At 20.6% G+C, this 21,916-nt stretch carries 17 protein-coding genes; all 17 read left to right on the top strand.

Features of this window, described 5'->3' with window-relative positions; genetic code table 11:
* Positions 1-27: 27 nt before the first annotated feature.
* A complete protein-coding gene (gene tilS / locus Q8777_RS00940; protein WP_318676112.1) occupies positions 28-1,287 on the top strand; it encodes a tRNA lysidine(34) synthetase TilS in 1,260 nt (419 codons plus the stop codon).
* Between the two features lie 90 nt (positions 1,288-1,377).
* A complete protein-coding gene (locus Q8777_RS00935; RefSeq protein WP_318676111.1) occupies positions 1,378-2,130 on the top strand; it encodes a hypothetical protein in 753 nt (250 codons plus the stop codon).
* Between the two features lie 48 nt (positions 2,131-2,178).
* On the top strand, positions 2,179-3,021 hold the full coding sequence (gene ylqF, locus Q8777_RS00930; RefSeq protein ID WP_318676110.1) for a ribosome biogenesis GTPase YlqF: 843 nt from the start codon (positions 2,179-2,181) through the stop codon (positions 3,019-3,021).
* A gap of 43 nt (positions 3,022-3,064) precedes the next feature.
* Positions 3,065-4,870, top strand: coding sequence for a type I DNA topoisomerase (topA, locus tag Q8777_RS00925; RefSeq protein ID WP_318676109.1), 1,806 nt, complete (start codon positions 3,065-3,067; stop codon positions 4,868-4,870).
* A gap of 5 nt (positions 4,871-4,875) precedes the next feature.
* A complete protein-coding gene (gene ftsY / locus Q8777_RS00920; RefSeq protein WP_318676108.1) occupies positions 4,876-5,847 on the top strand; it encodes a signal recognition particle-docking protein FtsY in 972 nt (323 codons plus the stop codon).
* Positions 5,848-5,934: 87 nt separating this feature from the next.
* Positions 5,935-7,284, top strand: a complete 1,350-nt coding sequence (locus tag Q8777_RS00915; RefSeq protein WP_318676107.1) for a signal recognition particle receptor subunit alpha — start codon at positions 5,935-5,937, stop codon at positions 7,282-7,284.
* A gap of 79 nt (positions 7,285-7,363) precedes the next feature.
* Positions 7,364-8,212, top strand: a complete 849-nt coding sequence (locus Q8777_RS00910; RefSeq protein WP_318676106.1) for a 5'-3' exonuclease H3TH domain-containing protein — start codon at positions 7,364-7,366, stop codon at positions 8,210-8,212.
* A gap of 83 nt (positions 8,213-8,295) precedes the next feature.
* Positions 8,296-9,975 carry an AAA family ATPase gene (locus tag Q8777_RS00905; protein WP_318676105.1) on the top strand — a complete coding sequence of 560 codons (1,680 nt, stop codon included), beginning with the start codon at positions 8,296-8,298 and terminating at the stop codon, positions 9,973-9,975.
* A 195-nt stretch (positions 9,976-10,170) separates the two neighbouring features.
* A complete protein-coding gene (locus Q8777_RS00900; RefSeq protein WP_318676104.1) occupies positions 10,171-10,779 on the top strand; it encodes a nitroreductase family protein in 609 nt (202 codons plus the stop codon).
* A gap of 629 nt (positions 10,780-11,408) precedes the next feature.
* Positions 11,409-12,446, top strand: coding sequence for a phenylalanine--tRNA ligase subunit alpha (pheS, locus tag Q8777_RS00895; protein ID WP_318676103.1), 1,038 nt, complete (start codon positions 11,409-11,411; stop codon positions 12,444-12,446).
* 72 nt (positions 12,447-12,518) lie between these two features.
* A complete protein-coding gene (pheT, locus tag Q8777_RS00890; RefSeq protein ID WP_318676102.1) occupies positions 12,519-14,903 on the top strand; it encodes a phenylalanine--tRNA ligase subunit beta in 2,385 nt (794 codons plus the stop codon).
* Between the two features lie 23 nt (positions 14,904-14,926).
* Positions 14,927-15,865, top strand: coding sequence for a ribosome small subunit-dependent GTPase A (rsgA, locus tag Q8777_RS00885; RefSeq protein WP_318676101.1), 939 nt, complete (start codon positions 14,927-14,929; stop codon positions 15,863-15,865).
* Positions 15,866-15,925: 60 nt separating this feature from the next.
* A complete protein-coding gene (lepA, locus tag Q8777_RS00880; protein WP_318676100.1) occupies positions 15,926-17,749 on the top strand; it encodes a translation elongation factor 4 in 1,824 nt (607 codons plus the stop codon).
* A 43-nt stretch (positions 17,750-17,792) separates the two neighbouring features.
* Positions 17,793-19,103 carry an ABC transporter ATP-binding protein gene (locus Q8777_RS00875; protein WP_318676099.1) on the top strand — a complete coding sequence of 437 codons (1,311 nt, stop codon included), beginning with the start codon at positions 17,793-17,795 and terminating at the stop codon, positions 19,101-19,103.
* Between the two features lie 4 nt (positions 19,104-19,107).
* Positions 19,108-19,953 (top strand): ABC transporter permease, encoded by an 846-nt coding sequence (locus Q8777_RS00870; protein ID WP_318676098.1) that lies wholly within the window; start codon positions 19,108-19,110, stop codon positions 19,951-19,953.
* Complete coding sequence (locus Q8777_RS00865) at positions 19,934-20,743, top strand: ABC transporter permease (RefSeq protein ID WP_318676097.1); 810 nt, start codon at positions 19,934-19,936, stop codon at positions 20,741-20,743. The genes Q8777_RS00870 and Q8777_RS00865 overlap by 20 nt, the downstream gene beginning before the upstream one ends.
* Complete coding sequence (locus Q8777_RS00860) at positions 20,728-21,903, top strand: extracellular solute-binding protein (protein WP_318676096.1); 1,176 nt, start codon at positions 20,728-20,730, stop codon at positions 21,901-21,903. Before Q8777_RS00865 ends, Q8777_RS00860 begins: the two co-directional genes overlap by 16 nt.
* Positions 21,904-21,916: the final 13 nt, after the last annotated feature.

Here is a 21,916-nt window from a genome sequence, read left to right as displayed (position 1 = left end):
TTTACATCAGGAATAAAGGAATTAATCGTGGTTTTTCATTTATCTTCTCAATTGGATCAAAAAAATGTTTATATTATTTCTGTCAGTGGTGGCGTTGATTCAATGGTCTTGTTAGATTATTTATATCATTTAAAATATTCTTTGATCGTTGTTCATTTCAATCATTTAAAAAGAAATCAATCATTTGAAGAAAAAAAAATTGTTGAACAATATTGTTTTCTTAAAAAAATTCCTTTTCATTATTTTGAATTAAAAATTGAAGAAAAAGATTTTCAAAATCAAGCTAGATCGTTAAGAAAAGAAAAATTAAAAAAAGTTGCTGTTCAATATAAAACTTTTTACTTAATGACCGCTCATCATTTAGATGATTTATCTGAAACTATTTTATTTAAAATTGCTCGCGGAAGTTCTATTTTAGGATATAGCGGAATGCAACCTTTTTTGCAAGAGGGCGATTTTTATTTTGTTAAACCTTTTTTATATGTTCCTAAACAAAAAATTATAAATTATGCTCGTGATAAAAAAATTTTATTTTTAGAAGATCACACTAATCAATTAAATTTATATAATCGTAATAAAATTAGGAATAAAATTATCCCCTTTTTTAAACAAATGAACAATTTTTTAAAAAATATAACTAAATTTCATTTTCAATTAACAGAAATTAACAATTTTATTAGAAAAAAAACCATTTTGTTTGTAAACACTGGAAAAGATGATGTATTTGATTTAAATTTGTTTTTAACATTAGATATTTCAATTCAAAAAGATATTATTTTATTTTTTTTGGAAAAAAAAAAAATTAAGAAAAGTTTTGATTTAATTAATAATATTGTTAAATTTTTAAAAAATCGTTCTAAACCTAATGTTTCACATAATTTGAATTCTGGTTGGGCAATATTTAAGAAATATAATATTTTTTTTTGGCAACAAGAAAAAAATGCAATAAAATCGAAACATGAACTTATTAAAAAACCTTTATTACATTTTTCTTCAAAAGAAAATCTATTATTTTTTTGTTTTTCAATACAAAAAATATTTTATGATGAAGATTCTATCACGCCGCCTTTTTTCTTGAGAAAAAGAAAATCAGGAGATATTTTGAAATTTAGTTTTGGAAAACAAAAATTAAAAAAATTTTTTATTAATTCGAAAATTCCTTTAATAGAAAGAAATAAAATTTGGTTAGTTGTAGATCAAAAGAATACTATTATTTGGATTCCTAATCTTTATAAAAATACTAAATTAGGAAAAAATAAAATTATTTATTTAGGATTACAAAAATAAAAATTATTATTATTTATCAAATAAAATAAATTGTGATTAATAATAAAATTAAATTATTATTTAGTATTATTTATAATGTGGGGTTTTTTAATGAATTTTTTTGTTGAATTGTTTGTTTTATTAAAATCATATTTACATTCTTTTTTAACTTTTATGATTGGTTTTTTTTCTGGTTTTATATCTTTTTTATTATTATATTTTTTTTCTGTTTTTAGAAAATTTAACAATAAACATCGTTTAAAACAAGAAGAAAATTCTTCATTTTCTGTTGAGGAAATGAAGAATTTGATTCAAGAAAAACAAAAACAATTTAAAGAAGATAATGAAAAAAATTCTGACGAATATATGTTATTATTAGTTCGTAATTGTCAAAGTTTACTTTTTGAAGTTTCTTCTAAATTTTATCCTAATTCGCCATTTCCTTATTTAGAATTGACAATTGATGAAAGTTTAATTTTAGTTAAATATGTCCAATTTAGAATAGATGAATTATTTAATAAAAATATTATTTCTCTTTTTAGAAAAATAACTTTAAGAAAAATTATGACTTTAAAACAAACATTAGTTGATAAAAAATATGTTGATAAATATAAAAAAACTAATAAAATTTTAAATTCTGTTTCTAATGTTGTAAATATTATCAATCCTTTTCATTGGGCTAAAAAAATATTTTTTAAAACATTTTATAATAAAATTTTAGAAAAAATAGGAACTACAATTATTTTTATCATAGGAGAAGAAATTTATAAAATTTATAGTAAAAAAATATTCGAAACAGATTTAAATATTAATGATATAATAAATTCTATTCAAGAAGAAGTGAAAAATAATTCGAAAATATGATAATATTTTCGAATTATTTTGATATAAAAAAAGGATATAAACAAAATTATGACTATCATTCAGTGGTTTCCAGGACATATGAAAAAAACTTTGCAAGATATTTCAAAAAATTTAAAATTAGTTGATTGTGTTCTAATTATTCTAGATGCTAGAATTCCTTTTTCAAGTATGAATTTTTCATTTTTAAAATTATTAAATAATAAACCTTTTTTAGTTTTATTTAATAAAAGTTATTTAGCGGATTTACAACAAAACTCTTTTTTTATTAATCACTTTCATAAAAAAAAAATACATACTTTGAATATTGATTCAAAAAATATATTTAATATTCATAAAATATATCCCAAAGTAAAAGAAATGTTAAAAATTAATAACGTTAAATTAAAAAAAATATTAAAATTAATGGTTATCGGAGCACCTAATGTAGGGAAGTCTACTTTAATTAATGTTTTATCAAATAAAAAAGTTACTAAAACAGCTAATTTACCAGGTATTACTAAAAAAATTCAATGGATTAATTTACAAAAAAATGTTATGTTATTGGATACACCAGGTTGTTTATGTAATAAATTCGAATGTCCTGAAATAGGTTATTCTTTAGCAGTCTGTGGTTGCCTTAAGGAAAGTGTTTTCTCTAAAGAAAAATTTATTATTCATCATTTGAATTATTTAAAAAAATATTATCCTCTTTATTTACAAAAAATTTTTCATTTAACTGATTTAGAGTTACAAAAAGATAATTTATTCCAAATAGTTGCTGAAAAAATAAGAATTTATAATCATTTTCATGTTCAAATGGAAAATGATTTATTGTCTTTTATTTTTAAAAAAATCAAAAATAATTTTATTTATAAAATTAATTATGATTTAGATTTAAAGTATTTATTTTAATTTCAAAGATATTTTTACAAGAAAGTTTTTAAAAAAAATTATTATGAAAGATGATAATATAGTTATTATTTTAGAATCTCCTGCTAAAGCTAAGACTATTAGTAGTTATTTAGGGAATAATATTAAAGTATTATATTCCAAAGGACATATTAGAAATTTATCTTTTAAAAAAACAGATAATTTAGGAATAGATATTTTAAACAATTTTCAGCCTGATTATCAAATTATTGAAAAGCAAAAACAAATAGTAGAAAAAATAATTCAAAAAACTAAAAATAAAAAAGTTTTTTTAGCTACCGACCCAGATAGAGAAGGAGAAGCGATTGCTTGGCATTTAGCACAAGTTTTAAATTTAAATAAAAACGAAAAAAATAGAATTTTATTTAATGAAATTACAGAAAATGTTGTTAAAGAAGCTTTTTTAAATCCGATAAAAATTAGAGAGTCTTTAGTGGAATCTCAAGAAACAAGGAGAATATTAGATAGAATTATTGGTTTTAAATTGTCTTCTTTGGTTAGAAGAATTAAAGCTCAATCAGCAGGACGAGTTCAATCTGTAGCTTTAAAATTAATTGTTGAATTAGAAGAAGAACGAAAAAAATTTGTTCCAGAGGAATATAATTTAATAAAAGTTTACTTTGATGGTTTTCAAGCTGATTTGGTCGTAAAACCAAAAAATTATAAAATAAAATCAGAAGAAGCAAAAAAAATTGTTTCATGTATTAGAAATAAATTTTTTTTATTAAAAAAAATTAAAAATAAAAAAATAAAAAAATCACCTTCTAAACCTTTTATCACATCTACTTTACAACAAGAAGCTTTCAAAATTTTATCTATGAAAGCATCAACTACCATGTCAATTGCTCAAAAACTTTATGAAGGTATTGATATAGAGGGAGAAAGAATTGGTTTGATAACTTATATGAGAACTGATTCTTTAAGAATTTCATCAGAATTTATCAAAAAAGTTGAAATATTTATTAAGCAAACATATGGAGAAGAATATTTAAGAAATTTTTCTCATGAGTATAAAAAAGATCATAATATTCAAGATGCACATGAAGCAATCAGAGTAACTGATATTCAAAAAAACCCTGAAAGTTTAAAAAAACATTTAAATAAATATGAGTTGTCTTTGTACAAATTAATTTATGAGCGTACTTTATCTAGTTTTATGGCAGATGTTATTTTTCAAAGAACTCAATTATTTTTTGAAGTTGATCAATATTTATTTTTAACTGAAGGAGATGAAATAGTTTTTGAAGGTTATTATAAAATTTTTGGTAATTTATTTAAAAATGATTTTTTACCTGTTTTAAAATTAAATAATAAATATTTAGCTCAAAAAATAGAAATAATTAAAAAAATGACTAATCCACCTGCTCGTTTTACGGAAGCCTCTTTAATTAAAAAATTAGAAAGTTTAAATATTGGTAGACCTTCTACTTATGCTTTAATTATAGAAATTTTAAAAAAAAGATGTTATGTTAGAATAGAAAATAATAAATTTGTTTGTACAGAATTAGGTTTTTTGAATCAAAAACTCTTGAATACTTTTTTTTCTTCAATAATTAATGTGAATTATACATCCCAAATGGAGAAAAAATTAGATGATATTTCTTCTCAAAAAGTTAATAAATTAACATTTTTAAAAGAATTTTACAATGAATTTGAAAAATTATTTTTGGAGGCTGATAAAAAAATAAAAAAACCAGAACCTGTCATTACTCAACAAAAATGTGATTTATGTAGCAATTTTTTAATTGAAAGAAAAAGTAAATATGGTGTTTTTTTAGGTTGTAGTGGTTTTCCTAAATGTAAAAAAATTATGAATATAAAAAAGGTGTAAATTTTATGTTTGATTTTTTAAAAAAAATATTTAAAAAAAAATCTATTTCCAAAAAAGAATATATCGGCATTACAAAGATAGGATTTGATTTTTTTCAATGGAAACAAAATATTTTACAAAAAGAAAATTTTGATTTAGTTTTTTTAAATGATTTAGAAATTTTATTTATTAAATCTGATATCAATGTTTCCACTGCTTCACATTTGATTGAACAGATTAAAAATCAAATAAAAATAAAAAATATTACTAAAACTTATGATTTTTTACTTTTAGTAAAAGAAGTTCTTGTTTCTTTTTATTCTAAAAATTATCATTTAGTAGATAAAAAAAATGAAAATTTATATAACAATAAAAATAAAGTATTTTTATTTGTTGGAGTTAATGGTGTTGGAAAAACGACTACTATTGGAAAATTAGCTTTTAAATTAAAAAAAAAAGGCCATAAAGTTCTTTTAGTGGCTGGTGATACTTTTAGAATAGGAGCGGTTGAACAATTAAAAAAATGGGGTCAAAAAATTAATGTAGAAGTTTTTTATAAATATGGAAATAAAGATAGAAATATTTCTGCTTCAAGTTTATTTTTTGAAGCTTTACTTTATGCCAAAACAAAAAATTTTGACTCGATTTTATGCGATACATCAGGACGATTAGAAAATAAAATTAATTTAATGAAAGAGTTGGAAAAAATCCAAAAAGTTATTAATAAACAAATGCCAGGTGCTCCACATGAAACTTTTTTAATTTTAGATGCCATGACGGGCCAAAATGGACTAAAACAAGTTAAATTATTTAATCAAGTAGTTTGTATTACCAATATTATTTTAACTAAATTTGATGGTATTTCTAAAGGTGGAATTATTTTTACTATTAAAAATTTATATAATTTATCAGTTAAATATATAGGTAATGGTGAACAAGTTGATGATTTAATAACTTTTTCTATTGAAAATTACGTAAATAGTTTATTTGGTAATTAATATGTATAAATTCGATATAAAAAAATATTTTTAGAATACAATTAAAATAATTGATTTATAAAAAAAGAAAGGTTAAGAGATAAAAAAATGAGTTTGTTAAATGATAGTTTTCATAAAATTATAAATAAAATTAAAGGTAAAAAATTTATTAGTTCACAAGATATCGAAGATATAATGAAAGATATTCGATTTTCTTTTTTAGAAGCAGATGTTAGTTATGATGTTGTTGTTGAATTTAATGAATTAATTAAGCAAAAAACTTTCAACAAAGAAGTTTTAAAAGGAGTTCAACCACAAGAACAAGTTATTAAAATTATAAAAGATATTTTAACATTAATTTTAGGAAATAAAAATACTCCTTTACAATTAAATAAAAATTTAGATATTATTCTTTTGATAGGATTGCAAGGTAGCGGCAAAACAACAGTATCAGGAAAATTATCTTACTTTATAAAAAAGAAAATAAAAAAAAAAGTTTTATTAATAGCTGCTGATATTTATAGATTTGGTGCTATTGAACAATTAAAAGCTATTGCAAAAAAAATTGAAGTTGATTTTTTTAGCGAAACAAATGAAAATGTTTTAAATATTATTCAAAAAGGTATTCAATATGCTTTTCAAAATAAATTTGAAGTAGTTATCATTGATACAGCTGGACGTTTAACTATTGATAATCAAATGATTCAAGAAATAAAAAATATAAAAAAACAATTTAAACCTTCTGAAACACTTATTGTTGTAGACTCTATTTTAGGTCAAAAATCAGTTGATATTGTGAAAAGTTTTCATAAAGACATTAGTGCAACAGGAATTATATTAACTAAAATGGACGCTGATGTAAAAGGCGGGACTGCTTTGTCTATGAAATATGTTACTAAACTTCCGATAAAGTTTATTTCTTCTTCTGAAAAACATGATGATGATAATTTTGAAATTTTTCATCCTGAACGGATAGCTTCTAGACTTTTAGATATGGGTGATATGGCAACACTGATTGAAAATGTAGAAGAAAAAATAAACATCAAAAATAATAAAGAAATTTTTAATAAAATTTTGGATGAAGATTATAACTATAATGATTTATTAAAACAATTGAAGTTATTACAAAGAATAGGTTCTGTTAAAAAAATGCTAAATTTTATTCCTGGAATGGCTTCCAAAATTAAAAATCTTCCTTTTTTGGAAGATAATATTATTCAAAAATTTAGATTTATTATTCAAAGCATGACAATAGAAGAAAGGTTAAAACCAATATTAATTGAAAATAATAACCGAAGAAGAATAAGAATAATTAATGGTTCAGGTACGAAAATAATTGATATTAATAATTTGATTCAATTTATTAAAAAACAAAAACAAATTTCTCAACAAATGAGAGGATTAGATTTAGATAATTTAAATAATCCTGAAGATATATTAAAAAAAATTATTAACTAAAAAATAAATATTTTTTTGATTTTGTTATGATATAATATTTATTATCAAAAAAATTATAGTCTGAGGCTTGTAATAAAAAATGCGCAAATTAGTTTTGGTTGACGGAAATTCTTTAGTTTTTCGTGCATATTATGCTACTTATTATAAAAATGATAATTTGATACAAAATTCTGAAAAAAAAGATGTTAATGCTTTAATAATTTTTGTTAATATGTTTAGGAAAATTTTAGAAAAAACTGAAAATTATATTTGTGTTGCTTTTGATTCTAAATATAAAACTTTAAGACATGAATTATATAAAGATTATAAAAAAAGTCGTATTAAAACACCTGATTCTTTAATTAATCAAATTTTTTTAATTAAAGAATATTTAAGTTTATTAGGTATAAAACATTTTTCTAAAGATGGATATGAAGCTGATGATATTATAGGAACTATTGCGCAGCAAGCTTCTCAAAATAATATTTCTGTTTTAATTTTTTCTAGTGATAAAGATTTTCTTCAATTAATAAATAATAATATTTGTGTTGCTTTAATAAAACAAGGATTAAAAAATGTTGTATATTATGATGAAAAAAATTTAGAAGATAAATATTTTTTGCGAGCTCATCAAATAGTTGATTTTAAAAGTATTGTTGGTGATAGTTCTGATAATATTCAAGGTATTCCTTCGATTGGACCTAAGACTGCTATTAAATTGTTAAATCAATTTGATAATTTAGAAAATATTTTTGATAATTTATGGAAAATAAATTCTAAAATAAAAGATAAGTTTATTCAATTTAGGGATAAAGTCTTTTTTAATCGTTTTTTAATAACTATCAATAAATTAGTTCCTTTGTCTTTTGATTATAAAGATACTCAAATTCAAAAACCTAAAATAGAATTATTAAAACAATTTTGGATAAAAAATAAATTTAAGAAATGATTTTAAAATTATAAAATATATAAAAAATAAATAATTTATTTTTAAATATTTTTTATTTTTTAAGAAAGGAAATTATTGATTTAATGTCAGAAAATTATATATTCAATGATCCTGATAAAAAAAATATTCAAAATCCTAATAAAGAATCACGAAATTCTTTTTATTTTTCTGGATCATTAAAACAAAAATTACGTTTAGCTATTGATATTTTATTTATTTTAGTTTTATTTGCAACTTTATTATTATCTTATGCTCAATATAAAAATAATAAAAATTTGAATAATTTTCCGAAGAATATAAATGATAGTTGGGCCAAAGATAAGCAAGTTCAATTTAAAAAAAAAGATATTGTTACTATTGAAGAAGATTTTCATGGAAATAAATCTAACAAAAAAAGAATAGAAGAATTAATTTATAATGTTAAAAAAAATAATATTAAAGATATTCCAAGAGGTATATTGTTACATGGTGCACCTGGAACAGGAAAAACTTATTTAGCTAAATGTTTAGCGGGTTCAGTTAAAGATAATGCTCCTGTTTTTATAGTAAATGGTTCTCAATTTATTGAAATGTATGTTGGTTTAGGTCCTTTACGTGTTAGAGAAATTTTTGCTTATGCTCGACAAACTGCTAAAAATAAAGAACAAAAATTTTTCTTTATTTTTATTGATGAAATAGATTCTATCAGTCGTGAAAGAAGTTCGCGTTTAGATTCTAATAATATAGAACACGAAAATGCTTTAAATGCTTTATTATCTGAAATAGATGGTTTTAATACAAATTCAGAACCATACGGAATTGTAATCGGGGCTACTAATAGAGAACAAATTATAGATCCAGCTTTAAAAAGAGAAGGACGTTTATCAGAAAATTTATATTTAGATTTTCTTAATGAAAAAGCAATAGAAGAACTTTTTAAATATTTTTTGAAAAAATATGTTAAAGATGATAATAAATTAAATAATAAATCAGAAGAAATATTTAAAATTTTACAACAAGAAAATAAAGATGAATATAATTTATTATTATTTACTTTAAGTGAAAATAAATCTACTCCTTCAGATATTCATAACTTAATTAAAAAATTTTTAAATATATATGAAAAAGAAAAAGAAAAATCAAATTTAGTAAGTTATATTTATGATGCTTGGGATGATTTAAAATTAGGCCCTTCTATTGAACAAAATGATACAAATGAATATGAAAAAGAAAAAGTTATTATACATGAATTAGGTCATGCTCTAATTGCTCAAGAATTAGGATTTAAAATTATTCGTATTAATATTGGCACTAGAGGAAAAATAGCTGGTTATACTATTAGCGTCCCTAAGGAAAAAATTTTTTTGCCAACTTATGAATATTTTGAAAATAAAATAAAAATTTTATTAGGCGGTACAATAGCAGAAGAAATTTTTTTAGAAAACAAAAAACAAGTTACCTCTGGAGCTCAAGACGATTTATTTAAAGCAAAAGAATTAGCTAAAATTATAATAGAAACAGGATTGTATGGATTGTATTCTAAAAATGATGAAAGAGAAATATATATTCACAAAGAAGACAAAGAAAGAAACATCGTTTTAATTTTAAAAGAATCTTACAAAAAAACTAAAGAATTGTTAAATGGATATAATGTTGAAAAAGATGAAAATAATAAAGAAGAAAAAGACAAAAAACAAATATGGCAAAAATTAAAAGATCATTTGAAACAAAATAGTAAAATTAACGGAACTGAATTTGAAAAAATTTATTATGGCAAAAATTAAAAGATCATTTGAAACGAAATAGTAAAATTAATGGAACTGAATTTGAAAAAATTTATGATATATTAAACAACAAAGATTAAAATAGATTATTTAAAATATTTACTTATAAATAAAATAAATTTAATTAAATTTATTTTATATTTTAAAAAAAATGTTAATAAATAAATAAAAAAAAATTCAGAAAGTAAATTTATTATGCATATTCAAATGGTAAGATTATTTAAAAAAAATCATAAAATATCAAAAGAAGAATGGTTTAAAATTTTCAATGAAATTCGTTATACTCCTTCTTCTTTTGATTTACAACCTTGGCGTTTTTTTATTATTGATAACGAAACAAGTAAAAATAAATTAAAAAATATTGTTCAAGGGAATAAAGCACAATTAGAAACTAGTTCTGCTGTAGTTTTAATATGTGGTAATTTAAATAAAGTTAATTCAGCTGAATATATTTATAATAAAAAATATATTAATAATGAAATAACTCATGAACAAAAAGAAAATTTTTTAAAAACAATAAAAAATCATTATAATAAAATAAATTATACTAGATTACAAAATGAAGTTTTTTTTGAAGCTGGAATTATTGCTCTTCATTTTATTTTAACTCTTCAAGATTTTGATTATAGTTGTTGTTTTATAGGTGGATTTTCATTTGAAAAAATAAATAATATTTTCGGAATATCTCAAGATTATGTTCCTGTTATTTTGTTATCTGTAGGTAAAAAAACAATAATATCTAATAATTTAGAAAAAACTAAAAAATTTAAATTTAATATTGATGATTTTGTTTTTTTCTTATAACTTTTTTGTTTCTAGAATTAAAAGAATGAAAAAATATAAAATTTTTTTTATTTTTTAGAAAATTAACTTTTTTGAAATTTGTAATTCTTTTTCAAAAAAATCAAAAATATTTAACATTTTTTTTATAGAAGTATTGCATTAGTAAGCAAATAAAATTTAATAATTTTAAAAAATTTTATAAAAAAGTCAAAAAAAATGTACTTAATTAATGTAATTTATTTTGATTTTTTGTTATATTTTATTTATTTTTCTTATCTAAATTTTGAAAAGTAATTGATCTTTTTTAATTGTTCCTTTTGGATATTAATTTAATTATTACTATTTTTTAGGATTATTTTTTTTATTTCGCACTTTTTAGCATTTCTTTTCTTTTAATGTTTGAGAAAGAAATGAATAATAAAATAACTATTTTAGGTTATTTTTTTTTCTCTTTTAAAATTAGTCAATAAATTACATAAAATTAAATTTTGGAATTTTATATTATTTATACATTTTTTTCTTATTCAAAATAATATATAATAATTTATATTGTATTGTAATTAAAAAATTAAAACAAATTATAAATAAAAAAATATAAACTAATATCAAAAAAATATAATTAAAAAAAAGGCTATAGAGGTCAAGTTATAATGTATTCAAAATTAGTTGAATTAGATAAAATATTATCTGAATTGGAAAAAAAATTTATTTTAGAATTAGAAAATGTTAAAGATAAACAAAAATTATCTCAATTAGAAACAATTTACATTGGAAAAGAAGGATATTTTTTTGATATTTTAAAACAACTTAAAAAAATTAATAATTCTGTAGAAAAGCAAAAAGAATTTAAAAAAAAAATTTATTTGATTAAACGAAAAATAAATAATTTATTAAAAGAAAAACAAAATTTATGGAAAGAACAAATTCTATTTCAAAAATTGACAAAAGAAAAAACAGATATCAGTTTACCTCATTTTCAATTTCCACAAGGTTCTATACATCCTTTAAATCAAATTATTAATCAAATAGAAAATTTTTTTTTAGGATTAGGTTATTTTATTCATGAAGGAAACGAAATAGAAACAGATTTGTATAATTTTGAATTATTGAATATGGATAAAGAACATCCTTCTCGAGATATGCAAGATTCTTTTTATTTAGATATGGATTCCGAAAAACTCTTAAGAACTCATACTTCAAGTAGTCAAATAAGAACTATGTTACAAAATAAAAATAAATTTTTAAAAATGATTTCTTTTGGAAAAGTTTATAGAAGAGATAAAGAAGACGATACTCATAGTCATCAATTTACTCAACTAGAAGGTCTAGTAATTGATGATAAGATAAACTTAATAGATCTTAAAACAACTATTGATTGTTTTATTAAACATATATTCGGAAAAGAACAAGAATTAAGATTTCGTCCTTCTTATTTTCCTTTTACAAGACCAAGCTTTGAAGTAGATTTAATATTAATAGATAAAAACCAAAATAAAAAATACTTGGAAATTATTGGAGCTGGTTTAGTTCATCCTAAAGTTTTATCAAATGGAGGTTTTGATAGTAACAAATATAAGGGTATAGCATTTGGATTAGGAATAGAAAGAATTGCGATGATAAAACATAAAATAAAAAATATAAGAGATTTTTACAATAACGACCTTCGTTTTTTAAATCAGTTCATTTAATTCGTAGTTTAAAGATAAAAACAAAAAAAACTAATAAATTACCAGAAATATGGGGTTGATATTCAATAAATAATGATAATAACGGAAAAATTTTTAAAAAAGTATTTTCATATAAATAATTATAATTGGGACGAATTGCAATTATTAGTAAATGATTATATTACCGAAATAGACAAAATTGATCAATTTGAACCTAATTTTGATTTTGTTGTAGGAAAAATAATCGCATTAAAAAAAATAAATGAAAAAGAAAATTTTTTTTTAGCAACTGTTGACATTAAAAAAAAAATTTTAAATATTATTTGCAAAGATAATAATTTAGAAAAAAACAAAAAAGTAGCAATATCTTTAGAAGAAACATATATCAATTCGATGAATGCTTATTTAAAAACTAAAAATATTTTAAAAATTGATACACAAGGTATTATTTGTTCTTATAAAGAATTAAAACTAAATCCAGAAATCTTAACAGAAAAAGAAAAAAAAGGAATTCTTATTCTAGATGATGAAGCACCTGTTGGCGAAAATGTTTTAGATTATTTATCTTTGCAAGGAGGATTATGGAAATTAAATATTACTCCTGATAAAGGATATTTATTATCTTATATAGGTTTTGCTCAAGAGTTAAAAATTATATCCGATATTTATAAATTCGAATCTTTACCTGATACAAAAGATAAAATTCAAGAAAAAACAGATAATCCTTTTAAAATTAAAATTATGGATGAAAATTGTTTAGAATACAATACACGTTTTATTTCAGATATAAAAGTAAAAAAATCTCCTCTATGGCTTAGAAGTTTACTTTTTTCACATAAAATAAATCCTGTTAATAATATCTATGATATTATTAACTTTATTTTAATAAAATATGGAATTCCTTTAGATGTATTTGATGTTTCACATTTAAATTTTCAAAATATCGAAATAAGAAAAGCTAAAAAAGGAGAAATATTTAAATATTCTGAAAATAAGAAATTTCATTTAGATGAAAATAATTTAATTATAGCTAATGAAAAAAATATTATGTCTGTTGCAGGTATTATAAATTCCCATGAAAATAATATAAAAATAGATACCAAAAAAATTATTATTGGTTCTTCTATATTGGAACCTTCTAATGTTTTAAAAACTAGTAAAAAATTAAACATAGAGAATGAAAAAAGTTTTCGTTCTACAAAAGGAATTGATTGTTCTTTGATAATGAAAGCTTTAAATGAAGCTGTTTTTCTTTTACAAGAAATAGATGAGAAAATAATTATATCAAATATCAAAAGTGAAAAAATAAAAGAAAGAGTAAATTCTATAATTTTATTTTCTTTAGATGAATTAAACAAAAAAATAGGAATTAATTTTGCTCTAAATGAAGTAGAAAATTTTTTAAAAAAATTAGATTACGAAATAATAAAAATAGAAAATAATATTTTTCACGTAAAAGCATCTTTAAAACGTTACGATGTAATAATTCCTGAAGATGTTTTTTCTGATATTATAAGAGTTTATGGTTATAAAAAAATAAAAATTTATCAACCAATACAAACTCAAAATGTTTCAATAAATCAAAAAAAAGAAAATTTAAATAAAATAAAAAATTTATTATCTAATTTAGGATTTTTTGAAATTATTAATTATAGCTTAATAAACAAAAAAAAATTAGATTTATTTCCATATTCAGAAAATTATATAAAAGTTGTGAATCCTATTTCTCAAGAACACACAATTTTAAGACAACATTTAAGTGGTAGTATGATCCAAACTTTAAGTTATAATCAAAAAAATTATAATTACGATAATTCTTTTTTCGAAATTGGAAAAATTTATCATCATAAGGAAGAAAAATTACATTTATCATTAGGTTTAAGTGGAAATTTTATTTCAAAAAATTGGCATCAATCTAATATTGAAAGTTCTTTTTTTGTTTTAAAAGGGGTTTTATTTCAAATTAGTTCTAAACTAGGATTGCAATTAAATTTTAAAAAAACTTCTTCTTATTTAAGTCTTCATCCAGAAAAACAAGCTGATATTTTTTATAAAGATGAGAAAATTGGTTTTTTAGGAGAAGTTCACCCTTATTTAGAAAACGTTTTTCATTTAAAAAAAAGTTTTATTGCAGAAATAGATTTAGAAAAATTGCAATTAGAAAAATCGAAAAACATTATTTTTCAACCAATAACCAAATTTCCTTCTATAGTTAGAGATTTAAGTTTTTTTATCTCAAAAAAATATTCTTTCCAAAATATAAAAGAAGTTTTAATTAAAGATACACCATCTTTTTTAATCAAATGTGAACTTATAGATATTTATGAATCAAAAAAAATATCTTCAAAAGATCATTCTTTATCTTTTCGTTTCATTTTTAATGATAAAAAGAAAAATTTATCTAATGAAATTATAAATAAAGTAATGTCACAAATAGAAGAAAAAATAAAAAGTAATTTTAATGCTAAAATAAGATAAAATAAAATGGAGATAGATGTTATTTGCGTAAAGGTGTTATAATTGAATCTTTAATTAAAGAACATGTAATTATAGATTTAGAGACAAAAAAAAAAATTATTGCGCAAGCAAAAGGAAAATTAAAATTTAATAAATCTAAAGAAAAAAATGATCAAAATGCAAATTATTCAAAAATTAAAATTGGTGATTTAGTATTATATGAATTCAAAGAAAATAAATTTTTAATTGATAGTATTTTACCTAGAAAAAATATGTTAACAAGACCTAATATAAGTAATATAACTCAAGTTTTTTTAGTTTTTTCTTTAGTAAAACCCAAATTTCGATTTAAATTACTAGATAAATTTTTATTAATTTTAAAAAAATTTAAAATAAAAATTATTTTAATTTTTACTAAAGTAGATTTAATAACAGAAGAAGAATTATTTTTATTTAAAAAAAAAATTTTTTATTATGAAAAGTTTTTATCTATTATTTACATAAATTGCAAACAAAAAAAAGAATTGAAATATTTATATCCACTTTTTAAAAATGAAGTAACAATTTTTGCAGGTCAAACAGGAGTAGGAAAATCAACTTTAATTAACAGTTTAACTTCTTTAAATTTAAAAACACAAGAAATTTCAGAATATTTAAATAGAGGAAAACATACTACTAAAAATTCTAAATTATTTTTTTTTCATGAAGGTTATATCGCTGATACTCCAGGTTTTTCAAAATTAGATTTATTAAATTTTAAAATAGAAGAAATTAAAAATTTTTATGAAGATTTTCTTATATTTGCAAAAGAATGTTTTTTTGGTAGTAGTTGTTTACATATTAACGAAAATAATTGCAAAGTTAAAGAAGCTTATCAAAAAAAGTTAATTTCTAGTATCAGATATCATAATTATCTCTTTTTTATTGAAGAAATAAAAAAAAATAAAAAAAAATTTGATTATTTCAATAAAACTGAAAAATAATAAATATAAAAAATGGTTTAATATTTTTAATAATAAAATTTTTTTGATAAGGTTCCTTATATGAAATTAAACGAAATTAATAAAAAACAAAAAAATATTCGTAATTTTTCTATAATTGCACATATAGATCATGGTAAATCTACTTTAGCTGATAGAATTTTAGAAATCACCAACACAATCCAAAAAAGAGAAATGAAAAATCAAATATTAGATTCTATGGATTTAGAAAGAGAAAAAGGAATTACTATTAAATTAAATACTGTATCAATAAATTATAAACATGAAAATCAAGAAATATATACTATAAATTTAATTGATACTCCAGGACATATTGATTTTAATTATGAAGTTTCTCGTTCTTTAGCTGCTTGCGAAGGAGCTATTTTAGTAGTAGATGCAACAAAAGGTATTCAAGCTCAAACATTAACTAATATTAACTTAGCATTAGAAAATAATTTAACAATCATTCCTGTTTTAAATAAAGTAGATTTAGCTACAGCAGATATAGAAAAAACAAAAAAAGATATTCAAGATACATTAAATTTAAGTTTAGAAAATTTAGTTATAGCAAGTGGTCGAACAGGATTAGGAGTTAAAGAAATTTTAAAAAATATAGTAGAAAAATTAGAACCTCCGCGTGGAGACGCTGAAAAACCGTTACAGGCTTTGATTTTTGATTCTGTTTTTGATGCATATAAAGGTGTAATACCTTCTATTCGAGTTTTTAATGGTTTAGTCCAAAAAGGAGACAAAATTCGTTTTATTTCAAGCAAAGCTGTTTATGAAGTAATCGAAGTGGGAATTTTTACTCCAAAACCCTTTAAAAAAGATTTTTTAGCAGCTGGGGAAGTAGGATATTTAACTGCTTCTATTAAAAATATTGATGATGTTCATGTTGGAGATACAATTACGTTAAATATTAATCATCAAGTTCTTCCGTTGCCAGGATATCGCAAAATCAATCCAGTTGTTTTTTGTGGTATTTTTTCTGCTGACCTTAAAAAATATAATCATTTAAAAGAAGCATTACAAAAATTAAAACTAAATGATTCTTCTTTAGTTTATGAAAAAGAAAGTTCTAAAATCTTGGGAGTAGGTTTTAGAGTTGGCTTTTTAGGTATTTTACATATGGAAATAACAAAAGAAAGAATTATTAGAGAATTTGGAATAGAAATTATTATTACAGCACCTTCCGTCGTATTTCATATTTATCAACACAATAATAAAAAAATTATCATAGATAATTTAACTAAATGGCCTACTAATACATCAATAGAAAAGATTGAAGAACCTTATATTAAAGCTTTCATTACTTGTCCTGAAATATATATTGGTTCTGTGATGGAAATTTCTCAAAATAAAAGAGGTCAACTAAAAGATATCCAGTATTTATCTCATAACAAAGTAATATTGAAATATTTATTACCCTTATCAGAAATAATTTATGATTATTTTGATAAATTAAAATCTGTAACTAAAGGTTATGCTACTTTTGATTATCAATTAGATAAATATTACGAAAGTAAATTAAAAAAAGTTGATATTTTATTAAATTCAGAAATAGTAGATGCATTATCTTTTATTAGTCACGAAAATTTTGCTTATCGTAGAGGAAAAATTATTTGTCAAAAATTAAAAGATTTAATTCCTCGACAAATGTTTGAAATTGTTATACAAGCGGCTTTAGGAAAAAAAGTTATCACTAGAGAAACAATTAAATCTATGAGAAAAAATGTTATTGATAAATGCTATGGCGGAGATGTAAGTCGTAAAAAAAAATTGCTATCTAAACAAAAAAAAGGAAAAAAGAAAATGCAAACTTTAGGAAAAGTAGTTTTACCTCAAAAAGCTTTTTTAGCTATTTTATCTAGCGGAGATAAATAAAATAATTTGAGAAAAAATAATTTTTTGGAAGAAAGGTAAAAAAATGACCAAATTAATAAAATTAAAAAATATAACAAAGGTTATTAATAATCAAATTATTTTAAAAAATATTAATTTAGAAATAAAAGAAAATGAATTTGTTACTTTATTAGGTCCTTCTGGTTGTGGTAAAACTACTATTTTAAGAATAATAGGCGGTTTTGAAGAATCAAGCAGTGGTAATATTTTTTTCAATGAAAAAAGTATTATAAATACTCCAGTTCATAAAAGATTAATTAATACAGTTTTTCAAAAATATGCTCTTTTCCCCCATTTAAATGTTTATGAGAATATAGCTTTCAGTTTAAGAATAAAAAATTTAAATGCAAAGGTAGAACAAATAAAAAAAGATTTAAAAATTAAAACAAAAGAAGAATTAAAAAAAACAGAACAAAATTATAAAAAAGAAAAAGAAAAAAAAAAATTTTTCGTAAATAAAAAAAAATCTTTTTTTTCTTATTTAAAATTTTATTTGACAAAAAAAACAAATTTATTTTATGAAATAAAAAAAGATTTTAAAAAAACAAAAAAACAAATTAAAAATAAATATTATCAAGAACTAATGAATTTAAATAAAAAAATTTTAAACAATAAACAAAAAGAAATTTTTATTCAAAAAAAAGTATTACATTACTTAAAATTAGTAGGATTAAATGGGTTAGAAAAAAGAAATATTAATCAGTTATCAGGCGGACAACAACAAAGAGTTGCTATTGCTAGAGCTTTAATTAATGAACCAAAAGTTTTATTACTTGATGAACCTTTGGCAGCACTTGATTTAAAACTAAGAAAAGAAATGCAATATGAATTAAAAGAAATTCAAAGAAATTCAGGTATTACTTTTATTTTTGTAACTCATAATCAAGAAGAAGCATTAAGTATAAGTGATAAAATAGTAGTTATTAATAAAGGAGAAATTCAACAAATTGGTACTCCTCAAGATATTTATAATGAACCTGCTAATAAATTTATAGCTCAATTTATTGGAGATTCTAATCTAATTTCTGGTTATATGAAAAAAGATTTTTTAGTTTTTTTTGATGATAAAGATTTTAAATGTGTTGATTTTGGTTTTAAATCAAATCAAAAAGTAGATATTGTTATTAGGCCTGAAGATATTGACATTGTTCAACCAGAAAAAGGTTTTTTTCAAGGAATTGTAAATTATGTTTTATTTAAAGGTGTTCATTGGGAAGTAAATATTAAAACTCAATACCGTAATTATATAGTTCATACCACTGATTTTATTGAAAATGATTCTAATGTAGGAATTTCTTTTAATCCCGAAGATTTACATATTATGGAAATATGGTAAAAAAATGTCTTATTGTATAAATAATAAAAAATTTTATAAATATTTAGCTATTCCTTATTTTATTATTTTAATTTGTTTTGTTCTAATTCCCGTTTTTATTGTTTTTTTTGATTCTATTCAAGAATATAATCCAAATCATATTTTTAATTTTTCTTTTACTATTAAAAAATATTATAATTTTTATACTACTAAATCTTATATTTATATTTTATTTCGTTCTATTGCTATAACTATCATTTCAAATTTTTTTCTTATAATAATTGCTTATCCTTTGGCATATACAGTCTATAAACTTGATCTCATGACTCAATCAATTTTAGTTTTATTAATTAATGGTACCATGTGGGTAAACATGATTTTAAAAATTCAAGCTTTATTACAAATTTTTTCTTTAATAGAAAGGAACTTGAATATAAATTTATTAGAAACAAATCTAGCGATGTTTATAGGTTTTATCTATATTTTTTTGCCTTATATTTTTTTGCCTATTTTTTTAAGTATTTCTAAAATAGATCCTTTTTTAATTGATTCTGCTAAAGATTTAGGAGCGAATAATAAACAAATTTTTAAAAAAATTATTTTCCCTTTATCGATACCTGGTTTTACTACAGGAGTTGTTTTAATTTCTTTGCAAATTGCAACCAATTTAGCAATACCAAAATATTTAGGACCAACAAATACAACAGTTATTAGTGAATTAATAGAAAATCAAACTTTTTTAAGTGGAGATATAAAATCAGCTTGTGCTATTGCTGTTAATTTAAGTTTTTTTTTGTTTTGTATTTTAACATTTTATAAAAAGAAACAATCTATAAAAGTATATAATTCTTATGTTCAAAATAAATACTAAAAAAATAACTTATATTTATTTATTTCTTATTTTACTATTTATTTATTTACCAATTGTTTCTTTAATTATTTTTTCTTTTAATGAAACCGAAGGAAGAATAGCTTCTTTAATTCATTTTGATAAATTTGGATTTAAATGGTATTTAAAAATTTTAAAAGATGAAGCAATTAAATCATCAATTTTTGTTACTTTTCAAATAGCTTTTTTATCTACTATTGTTTCAACAATTTTAGGAACTTTAGGAGCTATTTCATTAATGAATTATAAAAAAAAATGGCGTAATTTTATTCTTGATGCTAATCAATTTTCTATTATTATTCCTGAAATTATTAATGCTTTAGCTTTATTTGTTTTATTTAGTTTTATTGGTTTAAAAAGTGGTTTTTGGAGAATGTTATTAGCTCATATTTCATTTAGTACTCCTTATGTTTTAATTTATGTTTATAATAAATGTTTTCTTTTGGAAACAGATTTAATTGAAGCAGCTAGTGATTTAGGTGCAACACCTTCACAAACTCTTATAAAAATAATTTTACCTCAATTAAAAAATACAATGTTAACAAGCGCTGGTATTGTATTTGCTTTATCATTTGATGATTTTATTATTTCTTATTTTGCAGGAGGTTCAGATTATCAAAATATATCAGCTTATATTTATAGTTTAAAAGGAACTATTAATCCATCAATAAATGCTTTGTCTTCAATTTTAATCTTGATTTTATTATCTAAAATAATTATTGATTTTATTAAATTAAGGAAAAAAAATAAAAAAAAATGCAAAAAAAAATAGCCTTAATAATTATCTTTTTTGTAATTATAACTTTTTCAATAGTGATATACAAAAATGTAAAAACAAAAACAAATAAAAAAAAAGATATTATATTGTTTAATTGGGGCGAATATATCGATTCAGAAATAATAAATAATTTTAATAAAGAATCACAAAAATTCAATGTTAAACAAATGTTTTTTTCTTCTAATGAATTAGCTATTAACAAAATTAAATCTGGTAATAAATATGATATCGCCATTTTAAGTGAATACGCTATAGAACAATTATTGCAAAATAATAATTTAGAAAAAATTAAGAATATAAATGCTTTATTAAAAATAAAAAACATATTTACAAATGAATTTGAACAAATAAAGAAAAAAAGAGATAACAATAATAATATTTGGGAATATATAATTCCTTATTTTTGGGGAAAAATAGGTATTTTATATAGAAAAGATAAATTAGATCGAGAAAAAATAATTAATTTAGAAAAAACAATAAAAAATCCTGAATATAAAATAGCTTTGTATAATAATCCTTTTGAAGTTATTTTTTTAGGATTAAAAATTACTGGAGGAGATATTAGTGTTAATTCCCAAGAAGAAATAAAAAAAGCTAAGGAAGCATTGATAGAAATTAAAAAAATAAACACAAATTTATCATTTATCACTGATCAATTATTAGATCGAATGAAAACTAAGAATAAGGAGTATTATGATATTGTAGTTGCTTATTCTGGTGATGCAAGATATTTAATGAAACAAAATGATAATTTAGATTATTATCAATTTGATCAAGATAGTGACTCAAAAAAAATTAAAAAAGGAACTAATATTTGGTTTGATGCATTAGTTCTACCGAAAGGAAGCGATCAAGAAGGAGCTTATGAATTTATTAAATTTTTATTAAAACCAGAAAACATAAAAAGAAATAAATCTTTTATTAATTATGATACACCTTACATTCAAGAAAATGAATATTACCCAAATGAACTTCAACTAAAAATAATTGACGAAGATAAAATATACAAATATAATGAAAAAAATAAAAAACAAATTAATGATGCTTGGAATGAGATTTATACTTATCCCAGTTATAAAGATAAATATTTAATTCTTTTAAGTTTTATAATTTGGATATTATTTTATTTAATATATATTATTATGAAAAAATAAATTTTTATTTTTG

Source organism: Candidatus Phytoplasma stylosanthis (assembly GCF_032886435.1).
In the GTDB taxonomy this organism is placed as follows: domain Bacteria; phylum Bacillota_I; class Bacilli_A; order Acholeplasmatales; family Acholeplasmataceae; genus Phytoplasma; species Phytoplasma stylosanthis.
Note: the sequence above shows the minus strand (reverse complement) of the source record. Positions and strands in the feature narration are given on the sequence as shown.